Here is a 21,386-nt window from a genome sequence, read left to right as displayed (position 1 = left end):
ACGATGGTTGATCCCTTTAAGTCTCTGATAAATAATGAACTGGACGAGCTTGATTCCAGTGGAGTGCTGTTGCCCGATCTACTCGGCGGCTACTTGTCTGCTATTGCGATCGAGCCTGTTGCTCTGCATCTTGATTTTATGGGAAACGTGGCTCTGGTTTTCCCCAATGCCGCTGTGTAGCTTGCAATGAGGGTGTTTTTCTTTGGTACAGTGGGATCAAGGTACTGCCCATTTCCAATCTCTGATTTCCGGCATGTCTTCACCATAGCGGTTGATATATTCGCGGTGCTCGACCAGTTTATCCCGCATGATCTGCCTGAGATAGGCCGCTTTGTACCCCAGATGAGGAACGCGATCGATGATGTCATCGACCAGGTGGAAACGGTCTATGTCATTGAGTACTGCCATATCGAATGGTGTGGTAGTAGTGCCTTCCTCTTTGTAACCGCGAACGTGCAGATTATGGTGATTGGTGCGACGGTAGGTCAGACGGTGGATCAGCCAGGGATAGCCGTGATAGGCAAAAATAATGGGTTTGTCCGTGGTAAACAGCGCATCGAATTCCCGATCGGAGAGGCCTTGTGGATGTTCCCGCTCATCCTGCAGTGTCATCAGGTCGACGACGTTGATTACACGGATACGCAGACTGGGCAGATGTTCTCGCAGGATACTGACAGCGGCCAGGGCTTCGGTGGTGGGAACGTCTCCAGCGCAGCCAACAACAACATCCGGTTCATCGGCCTGATCATTGCTGGCCCATCCCCATACACTGATACCCGTAGTACAGTGCTTGATTGCGGCATCCATATCCAACCATTGCGGTTGCGGCTGTTTGCCGGCAACGATGACATTAACAAAATTGCGACTGCGCAGACACTTGTCCGTGACATACAACAGACAATTGGCATCAGGTGGCAGATAAATACGGATGGTATCGGCTTTTTTGTTGATCACATGATCGATGAAGCCAGGGTCCTGATGGGAAAAGCCATTATGATCCTGACGCCAGACATGAGAAGTCAGCAGGTAGTTAAGCGAAGCGATGGGTCTGCGCCATGGGATTTCCTTGCTGATCTTGATCCATTTCGCATGCTGATTGAACATCGAATCGACGATATGAATGAATGCTTCATAGCAGGAAAACAAGCCATGGCGTCCGGTCAGCAGGTAACCTTCCAGCCAGCCCTGGCAGGTATGCTCGCTGAGGATTTCCATTACCCGGCCATCCGGTGCCAGATCTTCATCTTCGGGCAGCATTTCGGCAAACCAGGTTTTGGGTGTGACTTCGTACAGATTTCCCAGCCGGTTGGAAGCGGTTTCATCCGGTCCGAATACCCGGAAATTGCGGGTTTTCAGATTCAGACGCATGACATCTCGCAGGAAACTGCCCATAATTCGGGTTGATTCGGCTTCAGTTTGACCGGGTTGCGCGACTTCGATCGCATATTCCCGGAAATCCGGCATGCGTAATTGTTTTATCAACAGGCCTCCGTTTGCGTGTGGATTGGCGCCCATACGTCGAGTACCTGCCGGCACCAGCGCCTGCAGTGTTTCAATTAGCGTGCCTTCGGCATTAAACAATTCTTCCGGTCGGTAGCTTTTGAGCCAGCCTTCGAGCTGTCGAATGTGTTCCGGCTTTTTCGCCAGTTCTGAGAGCGGTACCTGATGAGAACGCCAGGAACCTTCTGTTTTCAAGCCATCAACTTCTTTGGGGCCGGTCCATCCTTTCGGGGTGCGCAGGATGATCATGGGCCAGTGGGGATATTGTGCCATACCATCAAGACGGGCCTGTGCCTGGATCGACCGAATTTCAGTGAGCACCTGATCCAATGTGTCGGCCATAAGTTGATGCATGGTCAGAGGATCTTCTCCTTCGACGATATAGGGCCGATAGCCATAGCCGCGGAACAGTTGATCCAGCTCTTCACGGCTGATGCGTGCCAGGATGGTGGGGTTGGCGATTTTATACCCATTGAGGTGCAGGATCGGCAGAACTACGCCATCCTGAGCCGGGTTGAGAAATTTGTTGGAATGCCAGGCAGCCGCCAATGGTCCGGTTTCAGCTTCTCCATCACCCACGACGCAGGCTGCGATCAGATCAGGGTTGTCGAACACCGCACCGAAGGCATGGGAAAGCGAATAACCGAGCTCGCCTCCTTCATTAATGGAGCCGGGAATTTCCGGTGTGACATGACTGCCGATACCGCCCGGAAAAGAAAACTGGCGGAACAGGCGTTTCATACCCCGGGTATCCTGTGAAACATCAGGGTAATGTTCGGAATAGCTGCCTTCGAGGTAGGTATTGGCAACCAGCGCGGGTCCGCCGTGACCGGGTCCGGCGATATAGAGCATGTTCAGATCATCACGTTTGATGACGCGATTGAGATGGGCATAGATGAAGTTGAGCCCCGGAGTCGTTCCCCAATGCCCCAGCAAACGAGGCTTAATGTGCTCCAATGTCAGCGAGGTCTGCAGCAGGGGGTTGTCTAGCAGATAAATTTGGCCGACTGAAAGGTAGTTGGCGGCACGCCAGTAAGCATCAATGTTCCGCAATTCATCGGGTGTAAGTGCTGATGGAATCTGGGTCATGTGAATACCTCGTGAAGGTTGGTTGAGGGTAAATATCTGCCCTGTCCCGCCTGATCATCCGGATTTTATGGAACAGGTGAGAATGAGAAATGTACCATTCCCTTATGGTTTATACAGGTGTTTTACTCCTGAGTGAGGATTAGAGCAAATATTGGTTGTATGAAGACATCGCGTAACAGTATCTGCTGTCGATCAATGCGTTCTGCAGGACATAGCAACCCATTAATTGAGCCGTTCTACCTCGTCATTGGTTTGCGGGGTGCGTGGCTTGATCATAGGGTGCTCAATACCGAGCCTCGCACAACCGGTCGAATTTGTGATTTCCGCCGGCTTGATGCTTCCGATTGGCAAAAGCCTGCCGGTAAATTCGTCTCCATTATGTACCTGATCTTGCCATTCTTTTGTTTCAGGTATATTATTTTTCAAAAGAGAACGATCGGTGTATTTTTTTGTTAATGAAAATAATATCAAGCAATCACAGATATATCAGGAACAAATGTGAGATCTATTCCTGCTATGTCAATAAACTTTTTGGTTGAAACTGGAAAGAGGATAAACGAAATGAAAGTCGGCGATATCCATGATGTGGCAGTAATCGGTGCAGGTCCGGCAGGTTTGTCAGTGGCATATGAGCTGACAAAAGCAGGGTTGACCCCATTAGTACTGGAACGTACGCCGGCTGTGGGGGATGTCTGGCGCAGCCATTATGATGGTCTGCGTCTCAATACAGGCCGTTTTTTTTCGATGCTGCCCGGTAGTAAATTTCCACGATCTGCTGGCGCATGGCCTTCACGCGATGCGGTTGTACGCTTGCTCGAAACCTTTCCTGCCCGTGGCGGCTTTGCTGTACAAACCGGAATAGAAATTGAAAAAGTCAGCTATGACCGTGATCGTGACAGCTGGCTGATTACGAGTAATGATAATCAGCAATTTGAATCACGGGCAGTTGTCATGGCGATCGGGACATGTCGTATTCCGTTGATTCCTGAATGGGAGGGAAAGGAGACTTTCCCGGGGGAGATCATTCATTCTTCCCGATTCAAACGCGCACAGGATCATGCGGGAAAGCATGTACTTGTAATCGGCAGTGGTAACTCCGCAGCAGAAATCGCCAGCCGGCTGACTGAATATGCAAGCTCGGTAACGGTATCTGTAAGAACGCCGCCATACTTTCTACCAAAAAGTCTTGGCGGCATCCCGTTTGTAGGCTGGGGTATATGGTTGAAACGTTTACCCGATAATTTGATAAACATGCTGCTGAGTTTTTTGCAGCGCAGAACAACAGGCGATCTGACAGCTTATGGTTTGCCGTTTCCAGCAGTGCCGCTTACCAGGCAATACGCTCTAAGCAATGTGGTGCCAATCCTGTACGGCCCGTTCGCTGATGATGTGCGTGCCGGCCGGATCAAAATTGTCGGGCCGATACAGAAAATTTCAGGCCGGACAGTACATGTTCAAAGCACTGTTGGAACAGCACAGGAGAAGCATGATGCTGCCGTAACAACGCTGGAGCCTGACGTCATCATTGCAGGAACCGGTTTTCGTACTGGGATTCCGGAGCTTGTCCAGATACCGGGGATTGCTGATGAGAAAGGTAGATCAAAAGTTTCTGGCGATCAGGAATTTGAAGGTGCTCCCCGCCTTTATTTTATTGGACAAATCAATCCGCTCAGTGGCCAGCTACGGGAAATCCGTCTTGAAGCCGGCAGAATCGCCAGAAAGATCAGGAATCGGCTTGGGGAAAAACAAAGCAGAAGTATTTGAAGAAATTTACGCGCTTCAATAGCTGAGAATTGTGATTCTGCTGGCGCAGAAAATGATACCGGCATACCAGGCTAGTTTGATAATGATGTCTAAAAAGATCTCTGTTGAGGAAAAAATACTGCAGACGGCACGCCGTTTGTTCTGCCGTGCGGGTATTCATGCGACAGGAATTGCCAGAATCATCGAAGAATCTGGTGTATCCCGGCGCAGTCTCTATACCCATTACGGCTCAAAGGAAAATCTGCTCAAGGCTGTATTTGAAGCGGAAGCAGATATATGGTTTCGTTGGTTCGATACAGATCTTCCGGCCATCGAATGTTCTCCAGTCAACCGTGTTCTGGCGCTGTTTGATTTGATGCGAATCTGGTTCTCCAGTGAAGATTTTTATGGCTGTGTGTTTATCAATGCGGTAGCTGAACATGAAAAGAGTAACAGCTGGATACAGGAAATTGCCAACGGTCACCGAGAGAAAATCAGTGCCAGGCTTCAAGCAATGGTTGCAGAGTGTGGTGCACGGGACCCAGGGATGGTTACGGAGAAACTGAATTTGCTGATCGATGGCACCATCGTGACGGCAATGGTTACCGGTAACAGCGGAATTGCGCATATAGGTCGTATGGCTGCCGAGGATATTTTGCGCCATGCAGAATGAATCCGCACTTGCATGATGAAGGAGTGGAGGCAGACAGGAAGCAGACAGACGTTGATTAACGTTTACTGGAGAATTCAATGGCAGAGTATGTTGGTAATGTTGCCACCGCTTATGATCGCGATTTGAGACATGTGCCGTTTGAAACGGAAAAACCCGAAAAACCCCCCAACTGTAAATCAGGCAATACGGTTACCTTATCAGGTTGATGATCAGATAGCCGCAGTTAAATCAAAAAGGAGATCAGTATGAAAAACAAGTTTTTTATTCCGCAGCTCTGCTCCCTATCGCTGATAGGTACACTGGCATATGGTGTTTCTTACGCGATGCCAGGTATGCATGGCGCCGAAGGCAGTGGAGCGGCCGAGCCCCCTGTCGCATCGAAGGATATGGGAGCCCCCCTTAATTCACCCGGTTCTGAAATCGAGATTACCTATAGTGCAGATGGCAAAACAGCTATTTTTGTGTCGACCCGTGAAGGTAGCATAGAATCCCCCGGTAACCCGTATAGCTTCGATATATGGATGTCTCACAATGTAGACGGTGTCTGGCAAACACCGATTCATCTGGGGCCCGATATCGATCCCACCGTCGGGCCAAATATCAACACATCCGCCTGGGAACTTGAGCCCAGTTTTTCCGATGATGGCAATGTCATCTATTTCACCAGATATGAGCCTGGTAATTTATTGTCGGGTGATTTATACGTCGTTCAGAAGGTAGATGGCGTATGGCAGTCGGCCAGAAACTGGAATGATGTTCCGGAGCTTCCCAGCATCAATACGCCGTCCGGTGAAGAGCACTGTCCGATTATTGTTTCTGATAGCCTGATTTACTTCAACTACAGCCAGCCAGGGGTAACGCAGGAGAGTGATATCTGGAAGGTCGAGAAGAAAGATGGGGCCTGGCAAAAACCGGTCAGCCTGGGGGCGAAAATCAATTCTCCGGAACGTGACCACATGCACTGGACTGGCGTGTCAAAAGATGGCAAAAGTATGGTTATCACCAGTATGCGGACTGATCTGGGTTCCCGCGGCGGGCATGACATGTGGATTTCTCATCAGGATGCAAAAGGTGAATGGCAGGAGCCGGTCAATCTTGGTGATGTCATCAACACATCCGGGGAAGAAATGTGCTGGACCTTTACACCTGACGGGAAGAAATTTACCGGCAGCTGGGGACCTCAAAATACTTTCGATACCGATTTTCGATGGATAAACAAAGATGAAATTCCATTGTTGAAAGATTTCGAGCCCATCGGTCCACCCCCTAATTTACTTACCAACACAGCTGATGCCGGAGATTGAATCATTCTTTTAATGGTTGATATTCTCAGCAGCTGAACATACAGCCTGCTCAAAAATCCGGGGTACCATTGTCGTTCTTTGATAAGAATATCCCGGACTGTTTTTGGAAGATATGTGTTGCTGTCTTTCTGATTCAAAACAGCGGGTTTTACTCCGACCTGAATCTGATAGAGAATTCAGGGTTTAGGTTTGGTTTGTGAGATGTCATTAGCAATGTCAAAACTGTTATTCAAGCTGCGAAACGTACCGGATGATGAAGCAGAAGAAGTACGGGCGCTGCTGAACGAGCACCAGATCGATTTTTATGAGACTTCTTCCGGTAACTGGGGGATTTCCTTGCCGGCACTGTGGATACGTGATGAAACGCAATATTCACAAGTTAGGGAACTACTGGATGTCTACCAGGCGGAGCGCAGTGCGCGGGTACGTGAGGAATACGCGCGCCTCAAACGGGAGGGCAGACATAAAACGATCATGGACAGTTTTCGGGAAAACCCCTTTGCATTCATTGCCTACCTGTTTGTCGTGTACGCCTTGTTGTATCTTCCTTACAAGATCATTACCGGACTTGGTCAGTCGTAAAAATTTCAATTTCCTTTTTGTGATTAAACCGGAGCGTCAATAAATTGAACGGTTATTACAGGCTGCTTGCTGCCTTCCTGTTGGGCGGGGCGACGGTATCCGGTTTTGCGCCTTTTTATTTTTATCCGGTGCCGATAGTCACGCTGGCGTTGCTTGCCTTGCTCTGGCGCCAGAGCAAAACACCACTGCAGGCAGCAGTAACAGGATTTGTCTTTGGCATGGGATTGTTCGGAGCAGGGGTGACCTGGCTTTATATCAGTTTGCATGATTTTGGTCACATGGCACCGCCGCAGGCGATACTGGCGTTGATCGTGTTGTGTGCCTATCTTTCGCTGTTTCCGGCATTGGCCGGTGGTATCACGGCTTACCAATATGTTCGTGCATCCTGGGCGTGGCCGGGGATGGTGGCTGCCCTCTGGGCACTGATGGAGTGGTTGCGCGGTACGCTATTCACCGGCTTTCCATGGCTGACGATCGGTTATTCGCAGGCGCCTGACAGTCCTCTGGCAGGTTTTGCTCCGGTAATCGGAGTGTATGGTTTGTCGCTGTTGCTGATGCTGAGTGCAGCCTGGCTGGCCTGCTGGCTGGAGAACAGACAAAACCGTCGTTTCTGGTTGTGGCTGGGCAGTATCTGGCTTGTTGGTTTCGGCTTGCAGCAGATTCACTGGACTCAGCCAGAAGGAGAGCCGGTGACGGTCAGTCTGTTGCAAGGCAATATTCCACAGAATAAGAAATGGGTGCCGGAACATCTGACAACCACCATGCGGACGTACGTCCGGCTGGTGCAGGAAAGTCCGAGCCGGCTGATTGTGACTCCGGAAATCTCATTTCCTCTGTATTACGAACAGGCACCGCGAGATTATCTGGAATTGCTGGCTGAACATGCCCGCTCCCGCCAGGGTGATGTGCTGGTTGGCCTGGTGGAACGTTCTCCGGTTGATGGCGGCTATTACAACACCATGTTCAGTTTTGGCTCTTCACCCGAGCAAAGTTATCGTAAGTATCATCTGGTTCCATTTGGTGAGTACATTCCATTGAAATCGGTGTTTGGCTGGGTGATTGACGTGCTGCATATCCCGCTATCGGATTTTTCACGTGGCAGACTGGATCAACAACCACTGAATCTGGCTGGACAGCAGGTGGCGATCAATATCTGCTACGAGGATGTGTTCGGTGAGGAAATTATCATGCAGCTGCCACAGGCCAGCCTGTTGGTCAATGTCAGTAATGATGCCTGGTTTGGCCGCTCGATCGGCCCACGGCAGCATCTACAGATTTCGCAGATGCGTGCACTGGAAACAGGCCGCTACATGCTGCGGGCAACCAATACCGGTGTGACTGCCATCATCGATGAACGGGGCAGGGTACTGGAGCAGCTGGAGATGTTTACCACTGCCGGTTTGCACAGCACCGCACAGGGATTTGGCGGTGCTACCCCTTATGTTCGATTCGGTAACAGTCTCGTGTTCGCGCTGATTGGCCTGTTGTTGCTGGCTGGCTGCTTGGCGGCATTTTCCGGGAGACACAAAACTCTGTAGAATGGGCCCGGTTTATCATCGAGTCGCTATCAAACCCTCATTAAACCGTCGTAACATGCCTACTCCCACTTTTCAGAAAATCATTCTTACCCTCCAACACTACTGGGGGCAGCAAGGCTGTGCGTTGCTGCAACCTTATGATATGGAGATCGGTGCCGGTACCAGCCATACTGCAACTTTTCTGCGGGCACTTGGACCGGAACCCTGGCGTGCTGCCTACGTGCAGCCTTCCCGTCGTCCCAAGGATGGCCGCTATGGTGATAATCCCAACCGCCTGCAGCATTACTACCAGTTTCAGGTTGTGCTGAAGCCCGCGCCACATGACATTCTGGATTTGTATTTCCGTTCGCTGCAGATACTGGGACTGGATTTGCAGCAGAACGATGTACGCCTGGTCGAGGATGACTGGGAGAATCCTACCCTGGGGGCCTGGGGATTGGGCTGGGAAGTTTGGTTGAATGGTATGGAAGTGACCCAGTTCACCTATTTTCAGCAAGTGGGCGGGATCAACTGCCGGCCGATCACAGGGGAAATCACCTACGGGCTGGAACGCCTCGCCATGTATCTGCAGGGCGTGGAAAACGTATTCGACCTGACCTGGACGGATGGCCTGACCTATGGTGATGTCTATCATCAGAACGAAGTGGAACAGTCCACCTACAATTTCGAGTACAGCGATAGCGAATTTCTGCTGCTTGCTTTCGATAAACTGGAAGCACAGGCCAACCGGCTGATTGATGTGCAATTGGCGCTGCCGGCTTATGAGCAGGTGCTGAAGGCCGCGCATACTTTCAATCTGCTGGATGCACGTGGCGCGATTTCAGTAACTGAACGCGCAGCCTACATTGGCCGTATCCGCAATCTGTCGCGCCGGGTGGCACAAGCTTATTATGACAGTCGCCTGCGCTTACAGCCGCCGTTTCCACTGGCACCGCGTGAATGGGTTACTCAGATTCTGAATCAGACGGAATCAGCATGATGATTGAAAATTTACTGCTCGAACTTCTGACCGAAGAGCTCCCACCTAAATCACTCGACAAACTGGGTAATGCTTTTGCTGTCGCCATTGCCGATAGTCTGAAAAGCCAGAATCTGACCACATCAGATACTGTCCTGACTGCCTTTGCTTCCCCTCGCCGGCTGGCAGTGCATCTGACTGCCATTCCTGTCCAGGCGCCGAATCAGATCGTAGCGCGCAAACTGATGCCAGCTGCCGTTGGACTGGATGCGCAAGGGCAGCCGACACCGGCATTACATAAAAAGCTGGCTGCACTGGGTATGGAAAATAGCGCCACTTCTGCACTCAAACGCGTGCAGGAAGGTAAGGCGGAAATGCTGTTTCTGGAACAGAATGTTACCGGGATCCTGCTGGCGACGGGTTTGCAGAAGGCGATGGATGATGCCATTCGACAACTGCCTGTTCCTAAGGTCATGACTTACCAGCTCGATGATGGGTGGGAGAACGTACATTTCGTACGGCCGGTGCATGGGCTGGTTGCATTGCACGGACAGGAAATCGTACCGGTCAGTGCGTTTGGATTTGCTGCCGGGAATACGACTCGCGGGCATCGTTTTGAAGCAAAACAGGCTGAACTGGTCATTGATCACGCAGATCGCTATGCGCTGCTGCTGGAGGCGGAAGGGGCAGTGATTCCAGGATTTGATCAGCGTCGCAGCCGGATCAGGCAAGGGCTGGAGACTGCCGCAAGTGCGGTGCAATTGCGTTGTGTCAGCGATGAAGCACTGCTCGATGAGGTGACAGCTCTGGTGGAGTATCCCAATATCCTGATGGGAACATTTCCGGCAGATTTTCTGGAAGTGCCGCAGGAATGCCTGATCTCGACCATGAAAATTAACCAGAAATACTTTCCTCTGCTGGATACCGCTGGAAAACTGACTAACCGGTTTCTGATTGTTGCCAATATCACGCCGGCTGATCCGAGGTGGATTATTGCGGGTAACGAGCGGGTGATCCGCTCGCGGCTGGCGGATGCAAAATTTTTCTTCGATCATGATCGCAAGCGGACACTGGCTTCACGTCTGCCTGATCTGGACAAGGTGATCTACCATCATCAACTGGGCTCGCAAGGGGAGCGCACCCGCTATGTGCAGATACTGGCACGCATTCTCGGGCAACTGCTGGGCGACGATAGCCTGGCCAGGCAGGCGGATCAGGCTGCGATGCTGGCCAAGGCTGATCTGCTGACCAATATGGTTGGGGAATTTCCTGAGCTGCAGGGCATTATGGGACGTTATTATGCCCAGTTCGAGGGAATGGATGAAACGATTGCGTTTGCCATTGAGGATCACTATAAACCTCGCTTTGCCGGGGATGTGTTGCCGCGCAGCATGGCGGGAGTCTGCGTGGCACTGGCGGACAAGCTGGAGACCTTGATCAGTCTGTTTAGTATTGGCCAGCTTCCGACGGGTGACAAGGATCCTTACGCGTTGCGGCGACATGCTTTGGGCGTCATCCGCATCCTCATCGAGAAAGATCTGCCAGTCGGGCTGGATGTGCTGATTTCACGTGCAGCTGATGTGTTGCAGGATGAAACGATCGGAACACAGGATTCAGAACCAGGTCATGCACGTCCGGTAACACCACAACTGACAGAGCAGTTGCAGGATTTCTTTTACGATCGCCTTGCCGCCAGTCTGCGCGATCAGGGTTACACGGTTCAGGAAGTGGATGCTGTTCTGAATCTGCGGCCTGCGCTGTTGTGTGAAATTCCCCGGCGGCTGGCTGCAGTGCGTGCATTTGCCGCCTTGCCTGAAGCAACCAGTCTGGCGGCAGCCAATAAACGGGTTGGCAATATCCTTAAAAAATCGGAATTTGATGCGACTGTCGGTATCGATGAAGCCTGTTTGCAGGCTCCGGCTGAAATCGCCTTGTATCACGCTTTATCCGAAATCGAATCCGATGCCAGGCAAGCTTTCCAGAAAGGTGATTATGTGGCCGCCCTGCAAACGCTTGCTGCTTTAAAAGCACCGATTGATGCCTTTTTTGATCAGGTGATGGTGAATGATGAGAATGAGGCGCTGCGGCGCAATCGTCTGGCGCTACTGATGGCATTGCAGGCGACGATGAATCGCGTCGCGGATATTTCGCGACTGGCTGCCTGAACATTCTGGAAATGAAACTGATTATTCTCGACCAGAACGGCGTCATCAATCAGGGGAGTGATACCCGCATTAAAACACCCGATGAATGGAAGCCCATTCCGGGCAGTTTACAGGCAATCGCGCGTTTGACTCATGCCGGTTATCGAGTAGTGATTGCTACCAATCAGTCCGGTATCGGCCGCGGTCTGCTCGACATGACCACTTTCAATTTGATCAATGACAAAATGTTGCGTGCTGTCCAGCAGGAAGGGGGGCGCATCGATGCTCTGTTTTTCTGCCCGCATACACGGCACGACAAATGTGCTTGCCGCAAGCCGGGTATCGGTATGTTCAAGGAAATCCGGCAACGCTATGGTGTCGAGCTCGGCCATGTGCCTGCCGTGGGAGATTCATTGCGGGACCTGCAGGCGGCTGCCAAGGCAGGAGCCATACCGGTACTGGTGCTGACCGGTAAGGGTCAGATCACGCTGACGAAGGACAATCTGCCTGCAGGTACGCAAATCTACCCGGATCTGTCTACAGTGGCGGATAGCCTCGAAACACAGGCGCTGTAATGGCCAGATTGCGTTCTCTAATCTATATGCTGCTGCAGGCGATCATTACACCACCGTATGCACTGTTTACGCTGATGTGTTTCCCGCTGCCTCCCCATCGTCGCTACCAGGTTACCTATGGCTGGACTCGGTTGATGCTGTTCATGCTGCGTACTATTTGCGGCTTGCGTTATGAAGTGCTGGGACGGGAAAACATCCCGGATCAGCCGTCAATCATCCTTTCTAAACACCAGTCCGCCTGGGAAACACTGGCTTTGCAGCAGATTTTTCCACCACAGGTATGGGTGCTGAAAAAAGAACTGCTGCGCATTCCATTCTTCGGCTGGGGGCTTGCCATGACCAGCCCTATCGCGATCGATCGCAGTGCCGGTAAAGCTGCACTGGAGCAGATCGTGGAGCAGGGGAGAGAGCGACTGAAACAGAATTTCTGGATCGTCGTTTTTCCAGAAGGCACGCGCGTTCCACCCGGCAGCAAGGGTAAGTACCGCATCGGCGGCGCCTGGTTGGCCGTGCATACCGGTGCAGTGATTGTACCGGTGGCGCACAATGCCGGGGAATTTTGGGGCAGAAACTCCTTCATCAAATACCCCGGTACTATCACCCTGAGTATTGGCCAGCCGATTCATCCGGACGGAATCGAAGCGGGCGAGCTGATGATCCAGGCAGAAGCATGGATAGAAGCCGAAACCGCACGCATCAGCCGCCTGACAAACCGGCCGATCAAATAAATGTAAAGTTAACGGCCGTTTGTGCCGCTTTCTTTTCTTCCTGGCAGAGTTGTAAATAATCCACTTACTGCAGCAGGCAGAAAGTATTATTTAATCAGCATAGTTGGATCCGGTTCAATCAAATGAACTTGGCAGTAAGCGGGTTAATTTAGACAAGAACAAGGATCACGGTCACGAAAACGGCATTTACGTGCCGCTGAGGAATTCTCACAGTGCATTCAATTTTCATAATAAAGCTTTATGAGAAAAATATGGGGCGATCTGGTGTTCATGCCAGTGTCAATTTAGGAGTTTAGGAGAATTATTGTGCTACGTCGTCGTGTGTTGGTTTATACCCTGGTTTTCATGGCTCTATTCATGCTTGTTACCATACTTATTGAAGCACCTTCCAGCAGGCTGATCCCGGAAAATGAGCCGGAACGAGGTGCTGCGACTGTCCAACAGGATCAATTTGGTGACAGTTTCACTACTGTTAAATATCTGGAGCAAGGGTGGGATGCTGCAGATAGTTTATGGTTCTACACGACGACACAAGGTTCGGATCTGATGCCCTATGATTTCTTCATGGTGTTGGAACAACCGGGAAAAACCGAGCTATTTCGTGCAGATAATAATATGAATTTCTATCGCTATCTACCACAAAAGGCGACCAGAACTAATCCGGATGCATTACCGGTCGGGTGGGTGAAGGACGACTATAAAGGCAAGGAATATATTGGTCTGACCTGTGCTGCCTGCCATACCGGACAAATTAATTACAACGGCGTGGGAATCCGTATCGACGGTGGTCCGGCTACTGCGGATATGGAAACCATCATGAAGGATCTGGCAAAAGCGTTGAAACATACATTTGAGGATGAAGAAACACGTAATCGCTTTGTCAAAAATGTACTGGCACGAGGCAACTACAAATCGGAATCTGAAGTGCTGGAAGATCTGAAAAGATTCAAGCAGCGCCTGATCAGCTACATCGATGTCAATCGTAGTAATGTTGCCTACGGTTATGCTCGACTGGATGCCTTCGGTCGCATCTATAACCGGGTACTTGAACACTTGGTGAACAAGCGTGTATTGAAGGAGTTGATTCTGGATGGCCAGATCATGGGGGATAATCCGATGTCCCCGGAGGAGTTCGATCAGTTGATGCTGAATGTCGACAATGTGATGACCGGCGAACAACGTGATGATTTGGTAGGTCGCCTGATCGAGACGCTTGATGGCTGGCAACTGGGAAGATTACGTCAGGCGTTGTTCAACAAGCCGAATGCCCCGGTCAGTTATCCTTTCCTGTGGGATATTGCGCAGCATGATTACGTGCAATGGAACGGCCTGGCGGAAAATGCCGGGCTGGGGCCGATCGGTCGCAATGCTGGCGAGGTAATTGGAGTATTTGGCATGCTAGATTGGAAAGAAGAAAAACGGACGACGTTGTCAACCATCATCGGCAGCACGAATATCAATTTTTCTTCGTCGGTGAATGTGCACAACCTGCGTCAGATTGAATCACATCTGGGCAAATTGCAGTCTCCCGAGTGGCCGGAAGATATTCTGGGTGCTATCGACAAGCAAAGTGCCGAGCGTGGCGGGTCGCTGTACGATAAGCATTGTGTTGAGTGCCATACCCGAATAGAGCGTGCAGATCCCGGTCGTCGTGTGGTCGCGCGTATGTCCAGAGTCAGCGATGTGGGTACAGACCCTATCATGGCAGCCAATAGCATCAATGCGAGTGGTTATTCCGGCATTTTGCGCAATCGGTATGTCAGTGTGGGGGCCGGCGATATTCTGCTTGATGAGAAAGCACCGGTTGCAGCCTTGCTGACCAAGGCTACCTTGAATGTGGTTGCCACACCGGATGCAGATAAATGGTTTTTCCAGCGCTGGGCAGACTGGATCGTGGATATTGTAATGACTTTTTTTTCCAATGAGATCAAGCCTTCGATCAAGCAGGGGTTTTATGATCCAGATACAACTGCCATGCCATTAGCATCCTTGAATTCCTACAAGGCAAGACCATTGAATGGCATTTGGGCAACGGCCCCCTATCTACATAATGGTTCGGTACCTACACTTTATGATCTGCTGCTGCCTAAAAAACGGGCAAATGATCCTGATGACGGTGAATATCGTCCTGATTATTTCAATGTTGGATCACGCGAGTTCGATCCATACAAGGTGGGCTTGAAAGATAATGATCAGGGATTTTCCTTTGATACCAGTAAGATCGGAAATAGTAATGCTGGTCACGAGTATGCGGCGCATAATTTGAATGAAAAAGACCGGCTTGATTTGCTTGAATACCTGAAGACTCTGTAACAGAAACAGTTTCCAAGATCAATAACGAGAATGGAGTGATACGATGAATGCAGCAACAAGTTACTTGGAACAATATGACGCAGCAGCAGAGATTGATAAATTTTCACTGGTGCGCCGCTGGATCGATACGGAGCCTTTGCCATTTTTCAAGGAATTGCGTGACAAACGTCCCATTCTGGTAACGCCGGAGTGTACTTTGGTAACCCGGTTTGACGATGTCAGAGAAATTCTACTGATGTACAAAGTATTTAGCGTCAAGCCTTATGTACCAAAAATGGATAACTACCTGATGGCACACGATGATGATGCTTTGCACACAAGGGAAAAATCCTTAATGCAATTTATGCTGAACCGTGATGATTTGCCCAGGGTACGGGCCATGGTGGCTGATATTTCACGCAGGATTCTCGACCACAAAAATGGACAAATCGAAGTGGTCAATGAGTTTTGCCGTACGGTTCCGGCCACACTGGTGCAGGATTATTTTGGATTGACCGGTGCTAAACTGGCAGATTTGATCGAATGGTCTTATTGGAATCAATACGATACATTTCATAATCAACCTTTTGATCTTTTGCCTAAGGAGTTATCGCAGCAGATCATTGAGCGTCACAATGAAACCTCAAAAAAATTGTCAGCCTATATCACGATGCTGGTTACTAAACGGTTTCTGGCTGTCATAGCAGAGAAACTGACCCTTTCTATTCTTATCAGGTTGCGCGACGATATCGTGACCCGGATGCTGCGTTCCAGTTTTGCCAAAGAACTGGATTTCGATATCAAACGTCTGGGGATCAATGCTGGAGGGTTATTAATCGGCGCTATTGAAACAACTTCGCAGGCTGTGGCACAAATCCTGCAATATTTGTTTCAGCACCAGGAATGGCTGACTATTGCAAAAATGGCAGCACAAAAAGAAGACACAACAGAGTTTGACGGCATTGTGTGGGAGGCGCTGCGATTTGTACCAATTACTCCTTACCTGTTTCGTACGGCGGTCAGCAATTATACGGTTGCTAAGGGCACAGAGCGTGAAACAGTTTTGCAAGCCGGCTCGTTTGTGTTGCCAGTGACATTATCGGCCATGTTTGATGACCGGGCATTCGAATCACCGGATACATTTATTCCACAGCGTAACTGGTACAACTATTTCCATTTTGGTTTTGGTGGACATGAGTGTCTGGGGCGTTATGTTGGTATGGTAATGATTCCGGAGATGGTGCGGCAGGTATTGCTTAAGCAGGATGTGGAACCGCAAGGAAATATGGATTATAAATCCGGGCCATTTCCAGAATCGTACACTCTTCGTTGGGCCGGTTGACTCATGTGGATCAGAATATCCCGTTCAATCGTTATTGCATAAATATATATATTGAAATGAGCATCAGAATGGTTGCACGGCATCTACAAGATTGACTTGCAGCCTTTCTTTCTGCCAGATTGGAATGCATCGGTTATCTGGATTGTGTCAAGGCACTGTTGCTGCAGCGCCGCGAAAGTGGCGCTGGCACGTCGTGGTATGCTTACTTACCCTTCTTCAATCAGGTCCGCAGAGATTTTCTGGGTTTTTTGCCTGATTTTTTGATGGCTGGCTGTGGAATTTCCTCAATCTCGGCGGGATCTATCATGCCGGTGAACAGTTTGCTTTTGAGGTTTTTTATCTCATCACGATACCGGGCAGCTTGCTCGAATTCCATGTTTTTAGCTGCTTCCAACATACTTTTCTCCAACCGCTGAATTTCTTTTGCAAGCTGCGTTTCATCCATGGTTGCATAGCGCGCCTGAATCTGCGCAACTTTCTGGTGTTCTGTCGCCCCCCTGATGTCGTAAACACCATCGATCAAATCCTTGATCCGTTTGCTGACCCCGCGTGGCGTAATATTGTGTTGCTGGTTAAACTGTTTCTGTTTGTCGCGCCGCCGTTCGGTTTCGTCGATGGCGCGCCGCATGGAGCCGGTTATCCGGTCAGCGTAGAGAATGACTGTGCCGTTAACATGCCGGGCGGCGCGACCCATGGTCTGGATCAACGAGCGTTCCGAACGCAGAAAACCTTCCTTGTCTGCATCCAGTATGCCGACCAGTGACACTTCTGGAATATCCAATCCTTCCCGCAACAGGTTAATTCCGACCAGGACATCAAATTTTCCCAGACGCAGGTCACGAATGATTTCAACCCGCTCGACGGTGTCAATATCAGAATGCAGATAACGTACCCGGATACCATGATCAGAGAAGTAGTCTGTCAGGTCTTCTGCCATGCGCTTGGTCAAGGTAGTGACCAATGTGCGCTCGCCTTGTCTGGTACGCATCGATACTTCTGACATCAGGTCATCTACCTGAGTGGCAACCGGACGGATCATGACTACCGGATCCACCAGACCGGTTGGCCGAACGACCTGTTCGACGATCTGGCCGCTGTGCTGTATTTCATACTCTGCCGGTGTGGCGGAAACAAAAATAGTTTGCGGCATCAGTTTTTCGAATTCTTCAAACCGGAGTGGTCGGTTATCCAGCGCAGAAGGCAGGCGGAATCCATACGCCACCAGATTTTCCTTTCTTGAGCGATCTCCTTTATACATGCCACCGATCTGGGGAACAGTGACATGGCTTTCATCAATGATCATCAGCGCATTCTTCGGCAGATAATCGATAAGTGTGGGAGGGGGATCGCCCGGCTGTCGGCCGGATAGATGACGGGAATAATTTTCGATTCCCTTACAAAAACCCAGCTCGTTCAACATTTCCAGATCGAAACGAGTACGTTGCTCCAGACGCTGGGTTTCTACCAGCTTCTGATTTTCATAGAGGTGGCATAATCGTTCGGCAAGTTCGGTTTTGATGGTTTCGATCGCACGCAGGGTGGTGCTGCGTGGTGTGACATAATGGCTGGAGGGATAGACTGTATAGCGTGAAACTTTCTGTCGGGTATGTCCGGTGAGTGGATCAAACAGCGCCATGCCCTCCACTTCGTCATCGAACAGGGAAATGCGCAGAGCAGTTTCCGAGTTTTCTGCCGGGAAGACGTCCAGCACGTCCCCCCGTACACGAAAGGTGCCGCGCGCAAATTCAAATTCGTTGCGCTGATACTGCATATCTGCCAAGCGCTGAATGATATCGCGCTGCGTGGTTTTTTCGTGTTCACGCACATGTAGAATCATACCGTGGTAATCAACCGGATCGCCGATACCGTAAATACAGGATACCGAGGCAACGATGATGGCATCATCCCGCTCAAGCAGGGACTTTGTGGCAGAGAGACGCATCTGTTCGATATGTTCGTTGATGCTTGAATCCTTTTCAATGAACAGATCGCGGGACGGCACATAGGCTTCCGGTTGATAGTAATCGTAGTAGGAGACAAAATACTCGACTGCATTTTCCGGAAAAAACTCACGCATTTCGGCATAGAGCTGCGCTGCCAGTGTCTTGTTGGGGGCCATGATGATGGCGGGACGTCCAAGCCGCGCAATCATGTTGGCAATGGTGAATGTTTTGCCGGATCCGGTTACGCCTAATAGCGTCTGGAATGACAGGCCTGATTCTATGCCATCCACCAGCTTACGGATTGCTTCCGGTTGATCACCCGCCGGCTGAAATGCCTGATTGAGCTTGTAAGGACTGTCCGGAAAGGTAATAATCACAGGTTTGATCGTCACATCCTAAACTTAGTTGGTTGTTGATTTTAACATGTGCAAATCACACACATCAGGAGCTGTCTCGTGAAACTTTCGCAACGCGTTCAGGCTATAAAACCTTCACCCACCCTGGCAGTCACTGCCAAAGCGGCCAGGCTCAAGGCAGAAGGGAAAAATATTATTGGCCTGGGAGCGGGTGAGCCGGATTTCGATACGCCACTGCATATCAAGGATGCGGCGATTACAGCAATTCGGAATGGCTTTACTAAGTATACAGCTGTGGGTGGCACTGCATCCTTGAAGCAGGCAATCATCTCGAAATTCGAGCGGGAAAATTTTCTGGATTTTACTGCTGGAGAAATTTTGGTCTCCAGCGGAGGTAAACAAAGTTTCTTTAATCTGGTATTGGCTACGATTGATCCGGGTGATGAAGTCATTATCCCGGCACCATACTGGGTTTCTTATCCGGATATCGTATTAATTGCACAGGGGAAACCTGTATTTATCCACGCAGGCATTGAAGAGAAATTCAAAATATCGGCTGATCAGCTGGAGCAGGCGATCACACCCAGAACCCGCATGTTTGTTCTCAACAGCCCGGGCAACCCTTCCGGCAGTGTTTACAGCTTGAAAGAATTGCAGGCGTTGGGGGAGGTATTGCGCAAACACCCGGAAGTTCTGATCGCGACCGATGATATGTATGAGCATGTTCTTCTGGCCGGAGATGAATTCGTTAATATTCTGAATGCCTGTCCTGATCTCAAGACACGCACTGTTGTCCTCAATGGTGTATCCAAGGCTTATGCTATGACCGGCTGGCGAATTGGTTATTGTGGCGGACCGTCAGCGATTGTTACCGCGATGGAAAATATTCAGTCACAAAGCACATCCAGTCCGAACTCTATTGCCCAGATGGCGGCCGAAGCTGCATTAAATGGCGATCAATCCTGCATGATTCCAATGGTGGAAGCTTTCAAGGAACGTAACCGGTTTCTGACAGATGCCCTGAATTCCATAACAGGTATTCATTGTTTGCTATCCGAAGGCGCTTTTTACGCTTTTGTGGATGCAAGACAGGCAATCAGCCGGTTACAGTCGCAGCAGATTTTGCGGGATAGCAATGATGTAGCATTTTGTGGTTATTTACTGGAACAAGCCGAAGTAGCTGTTGTGCCAGGGTCAGCCTTTGGTTGCGAAGGATATATACGGCTATCATTTGCAACCTCCATGGAAAATCTCCGGGAAGCTGTCAAGCGTATTGCCAGTTTGTTGGGCTGATCAGCCTACTGAATCATATGCAAGTGATGCCTGTTTTTATCAGATCATCGCAATATGGGCAGAAGTCGTGTGTGACACACCCGTGCAGGCTGCCATAAAAAATATGATTCTCTGTCAGAACACTTAGAAATAAGATGCTGCTGAAAAATTGGCTGTATACAAATGCTCTATGGTCTGGAGTTAACTGCCAAACTTGTGGTGAATTTCTTTCTTCTTTCTTCCCAGGCAGGGGCAGAACGTATATTTTGTCTGATTAGACCTGCTTCCTCTGCTTTGCGCAGTGCCTCGTATCTGGAATGAACTCCAAGAAGCGCCATAATTCTCTGGAATTGAGTCCGAATGGTTGCTGGAGATCGGTTGAGATACTGTGCGAGGATTTTTGTACTGGTTGTTTTTATTTCATGGCTGGCCTCAAGCAGAGTGTAATGCGATCGAGGTAAGCGCTCATGTTTTTTATAGTCCATAAATTCCACTCCAGTTTTGTCAAAGCTTTACTCTTGCTATGGCCATTTGGGCTGTTGTGAATGCCATGTGAGCCAAGGCAATAAGAACATCTTGATGCGTGCTATCAATGCATATCTTATAACAAGCAGAATTTATGCCAATAAATGCAACTCAATGATTTTTAATCATAATTCTCTGCTGGGAAACGTATTTTGTTGGTGGTTGTAAAATTTTTCGACGTTAGGATATTAGTTTCATGATGAGCAAACATGTCTTTCTAAATGTATTCACCTGAATAGATATAAAATATAGTGAAGGGGCCTCTGATTCAATTCCATAGTGTCCCAAAGGGTTACGGAAAAATTATGCACTCACTCACTGTGTCGCGCTTCTTGCGATTATTACGATTTTTCCTGCAATGCGGTTCATGAAAGACTTGATCAGAGGTTACTTGAGCATGGATTGTGTACTGCATATCCGCATAAAAGTTCTCTGCCAAATTGCATGGCTCTTTATTTTTAAATCAGTATGGCTTGTATGCAATTGCAGTATTGTTCTTGTCTTGGAATGCTTCTACTATTCCAATTCCACAAGGAGTATGGTTGGCGATGGTGCTGACCGCTGACCTTGTCGGAGTTGTAAAATAGATGTTTGTAATATCTATATTTTTTAATTAAATAATTGATATTAAGGAAAATACCATGGATCAATTTTCTAAAAAAATTCTGGCTGCCAGTATCGTTCTGGCTTTTGGTTTCGCTGGTAATGCTTGGGCTGCTGATGCAGTACCATTGGCAAATGCAGCAGATTCCGCTGCTGTCAAGGGTGATGGAAGCCAAGCCAGCACAGCTAATGGCAATACCAACACTGCTGACAGCAATA

The 21,386-nt window shown here is 49.6% G+C and carries 17 protein-coding genes and 1 pseudogene; 15 read left to right on the top strand and 3 right to left on the bottom strand.

Going from position 1 to position 21,386, the window contains the following annotated elements:
* The first annotated feature begins 3 nt into the window (after window positions 1-3).
* Window positions 4-180: a hypothetical protein gene (locus ABO04_RS00090; protein WP_160808592.1), complete on the top strand. Its 177-nt coding sequence runs from the start codon at window positions 4-6 to the stop codon at window positions 178-180.
* A gap of 36 nt (window positions 181-216) precedes the next feature.
* Here the strand turns inward: ABO04_RS00090 and ABO04_RS00085 are convergent, their stop codons facing one another.
* Entirely contained in the window at window positions 217-2,589 is a 2,373-nt protein-coding gene (locus ABO04_RS00085) for a phosphoketolase family protein (RefSeq protein ID WP_160808591.1), read from the bottom strand.
* A gap of 222 nt (window positions 2,590-2,811) precedes the next feature.
* Window positions 2,812-3,015 (bottom strand): hypothetical protein, encoded by a 204-nt coding sequence (locus ABO04_RS11830; protein ID WP_193565775.1) that lies wholly within the window; start codon window positions 3,013-3,015, stop codon window positions 2,812-2,814.
* Between the two features lie 135 nt (window positions 3,016-3,150).
* Here ABO04_RS11830 and ABO04_RS00075 point away from each other — a divergent pair, with 135 nt between their 5' ends.
* The 12 genes from ABO04_RS00075 (at window position 3,151) to ABO04_RS00025 (ending at window position 16,468) form a co-directional block, all read left to right on the top strand.
* Window positions 3,151-4,353, top strand: a complete 1,203-nt coding sequence (locus tag ABO04_RS00075) for an NAD(P)/FAD-dependent oxidoreductase (RefSeq protein WP_160808590.1) — start codon at window positions 3,151-3,153, stop codon at window positions 4,351-4,353.
* Window positions 4,354-4,435: 82 nt separating this feature from the next.
* A complete protein-coding gene (locus tag ABO04_RS00070; protein ID WP_240141346.1) occupies window positions 4,436-5,005 on the top strand; it encodes a TetR/AcrR family transcriptional regulator in 570 nt (189 codons plus the stop codon).
* 77 nt (window positions 5,006-5,082) lie between these two features.
* A complete protein-coding gene (locus ABO04_RS12225) occupies window positions 5,083-5,211 on the top strand; it encodes a hypothetical protein (protein WP_275689196.1) in 129 nt (42 codons plus the stop codon).
* Between the two features lie 39 nt (window positions 5,212-5,250).
* Complete coding sequence (locus tag ABO04_RS00065; protein ID WP_160808589.1) at window positions 5,251-6,309, top strand: PD40 domain-containing protein; 1,059 nt, start codon at window positions 5,251-5,253, stop codon at window positions 6,307-6,309.
* Window positions 6,310-6,522: 213 nt separating this feature from the next.
* Window positions 6,523-6,891 carry a DUF6164 family protein gene (locus ABO04_RS00060; RefSeq protein ID WP_160808588.1) on the top strand — a complete coding sequence of 123 codons (369 nt, stop codon included), beginning with the start codon at window positions 6,523-6,525 and terminating at the stop codon, window positions 6,889-6,891.
* A gap of 44 nt (window positions 6,892-6,935) precedes the next feature.
* Window positions 6,936-8,429, top strand: a complete 1,494-nt coding sequence (gene lnt, locus ABO04_RS00055; protein ID WP_160808587.1) for an apolipoprotein N-acyltransferase — start codon at window positions 6,936-6,938, stop codon at window positions 8,427-8,429.
* Between the two features lie 55 nt (window positions 8,430-8,484).
* A complete protein-coding gene (locus tag ABO04_RS00050; protein ID WP_160808586.1) occupies window positions 8,485-9,408 on the top strand; it encodes a glycine--tRNA ligase subunit alpha in 924 nt (307 codons plus the stop codon).
* Window positions 9,405-11,552, top strand: a complete 2,148-nt coding sequence (glyS, locus tag ABO04_RS00045; protein ID WP_193565774.1) for a glycine--tRNA ligase subunit beta — start codon at window positions 9,405-9,407, stop codon at window positions 11,550-11,552. The genes ABO04_RS00050 and glyS overlap by 4 nt, the downstream gene beginning before the upstream one ends.
* 11 nt (window positions 11,553-11,563) lie before the next feature.
* Window positions 11,564-12,106 (top strand): D-glycero-beta-D-manno-heptose 1,7-bisphosphate 7-phosphatase, encoded by a 543-nt coding sequence (gmhB, locus tag ABO04_RS00040; protein WP_160808585.1) that lies wholly within the window; start codon window positions 11,564-11,566, stop codon window positions 12,104-12,106.
* Complete coding sequence (locus ABO04_RS00035; protein ID WP_160808584.1) at window positions 12,106-12,834, top strand: lysophospholipid acyltransferase family protein; 729 nt, start codon at window positions 12,106-12,108, stop codon at window positions 12,832-12,834. Before gmhB ends, ABO04_RS00035 begins: the two co-directional genes overlap by 1 nt.
* A gap of 306 nt (window positions 12,835-13,140) precedes the next feature.
* Complete coding sequence (locus tag ABO04_RS00030) at window positions 13,141-15,147, top strand: di-heme-cytochrome C peroxidase (RefSeq protein ID WP_345852731.1); 2,007 nt, start codon at window positions 13,141-13,143, stop codon at window positions 15,145-15,147.
* A 43-nt stretch (window positions 15,148-15,190) separates the two neighbouring features.
* Complete coding sequence (locus tag ABO04_RS00025; RefSeq protein ID WP_160808583.1) at window positions 15,191-16,468, top strand: cytochrome P450; 1,278 nt, start codon at window positions 15,191-15,193, stop codon at window positions 16,466-16,468.
* Window positions 16,469-16,688: 220 nt separating this feature from the next.
* Here ABO04_RS00025 and uvrB read toward each other — a convergent pair whose 3' ends face one another.
* Entirely contained in the window at window positions 16,689-18,788 is a 2,100-nt protein-coding gene (gene uvrB / locus ABO04_RS00020) for an excinuclease ABC subunit UvrB (RefSeq protein WP_160808898.1), read from the bottom strand.
* Window positions 18,789-18,866: 78 nt separating this feature from the next.
* Here uvrB and ABO04_RS00015 point away from each other — a divergent pair, with 78 nt between their 5' ends.
* Together ABO04_RS00015 and ABO04_RS00005 are read left to right on the top strand one after the other, a co-directional pair.
* The gene (locus ABO04_RS00015; RefSeq protein WP_160808582.1) at window positions 18,867-20,060 is read left to right on the top strand and encodes a pyridoxal phosphate-dependent aminotransferase; all 1,194 of its coding nucleotides are present in this window, start codon (window positions 18,867-18,869) and stop codon (window positions 20,058-20,060) included.
* 1,145 nt (window positions 20,061-21,205) lie between these two features.
* Window positions 21,206-21,386, top strand: a pseudogene (locus tag ABO04_RS00005) (hypothetical protein); the annotation flags it as partial.

This window comes from Nitrosomonas sp. HPC101 (genome assembly GCF_009833125.1).
In the GTDB taxonomy this organism is placed as follows: domain Bacteria; phylum Pseudomonadota; class Gammaproteobacteria; order Burkholderiales; family Nitrosomonadaceae; genus Nitrosomonas.
The sequence above is the reverse complement of the archived record's forward strand: the minus strand, read 5'-3'. Positions and strand labels throughout refer to the sequence as shown.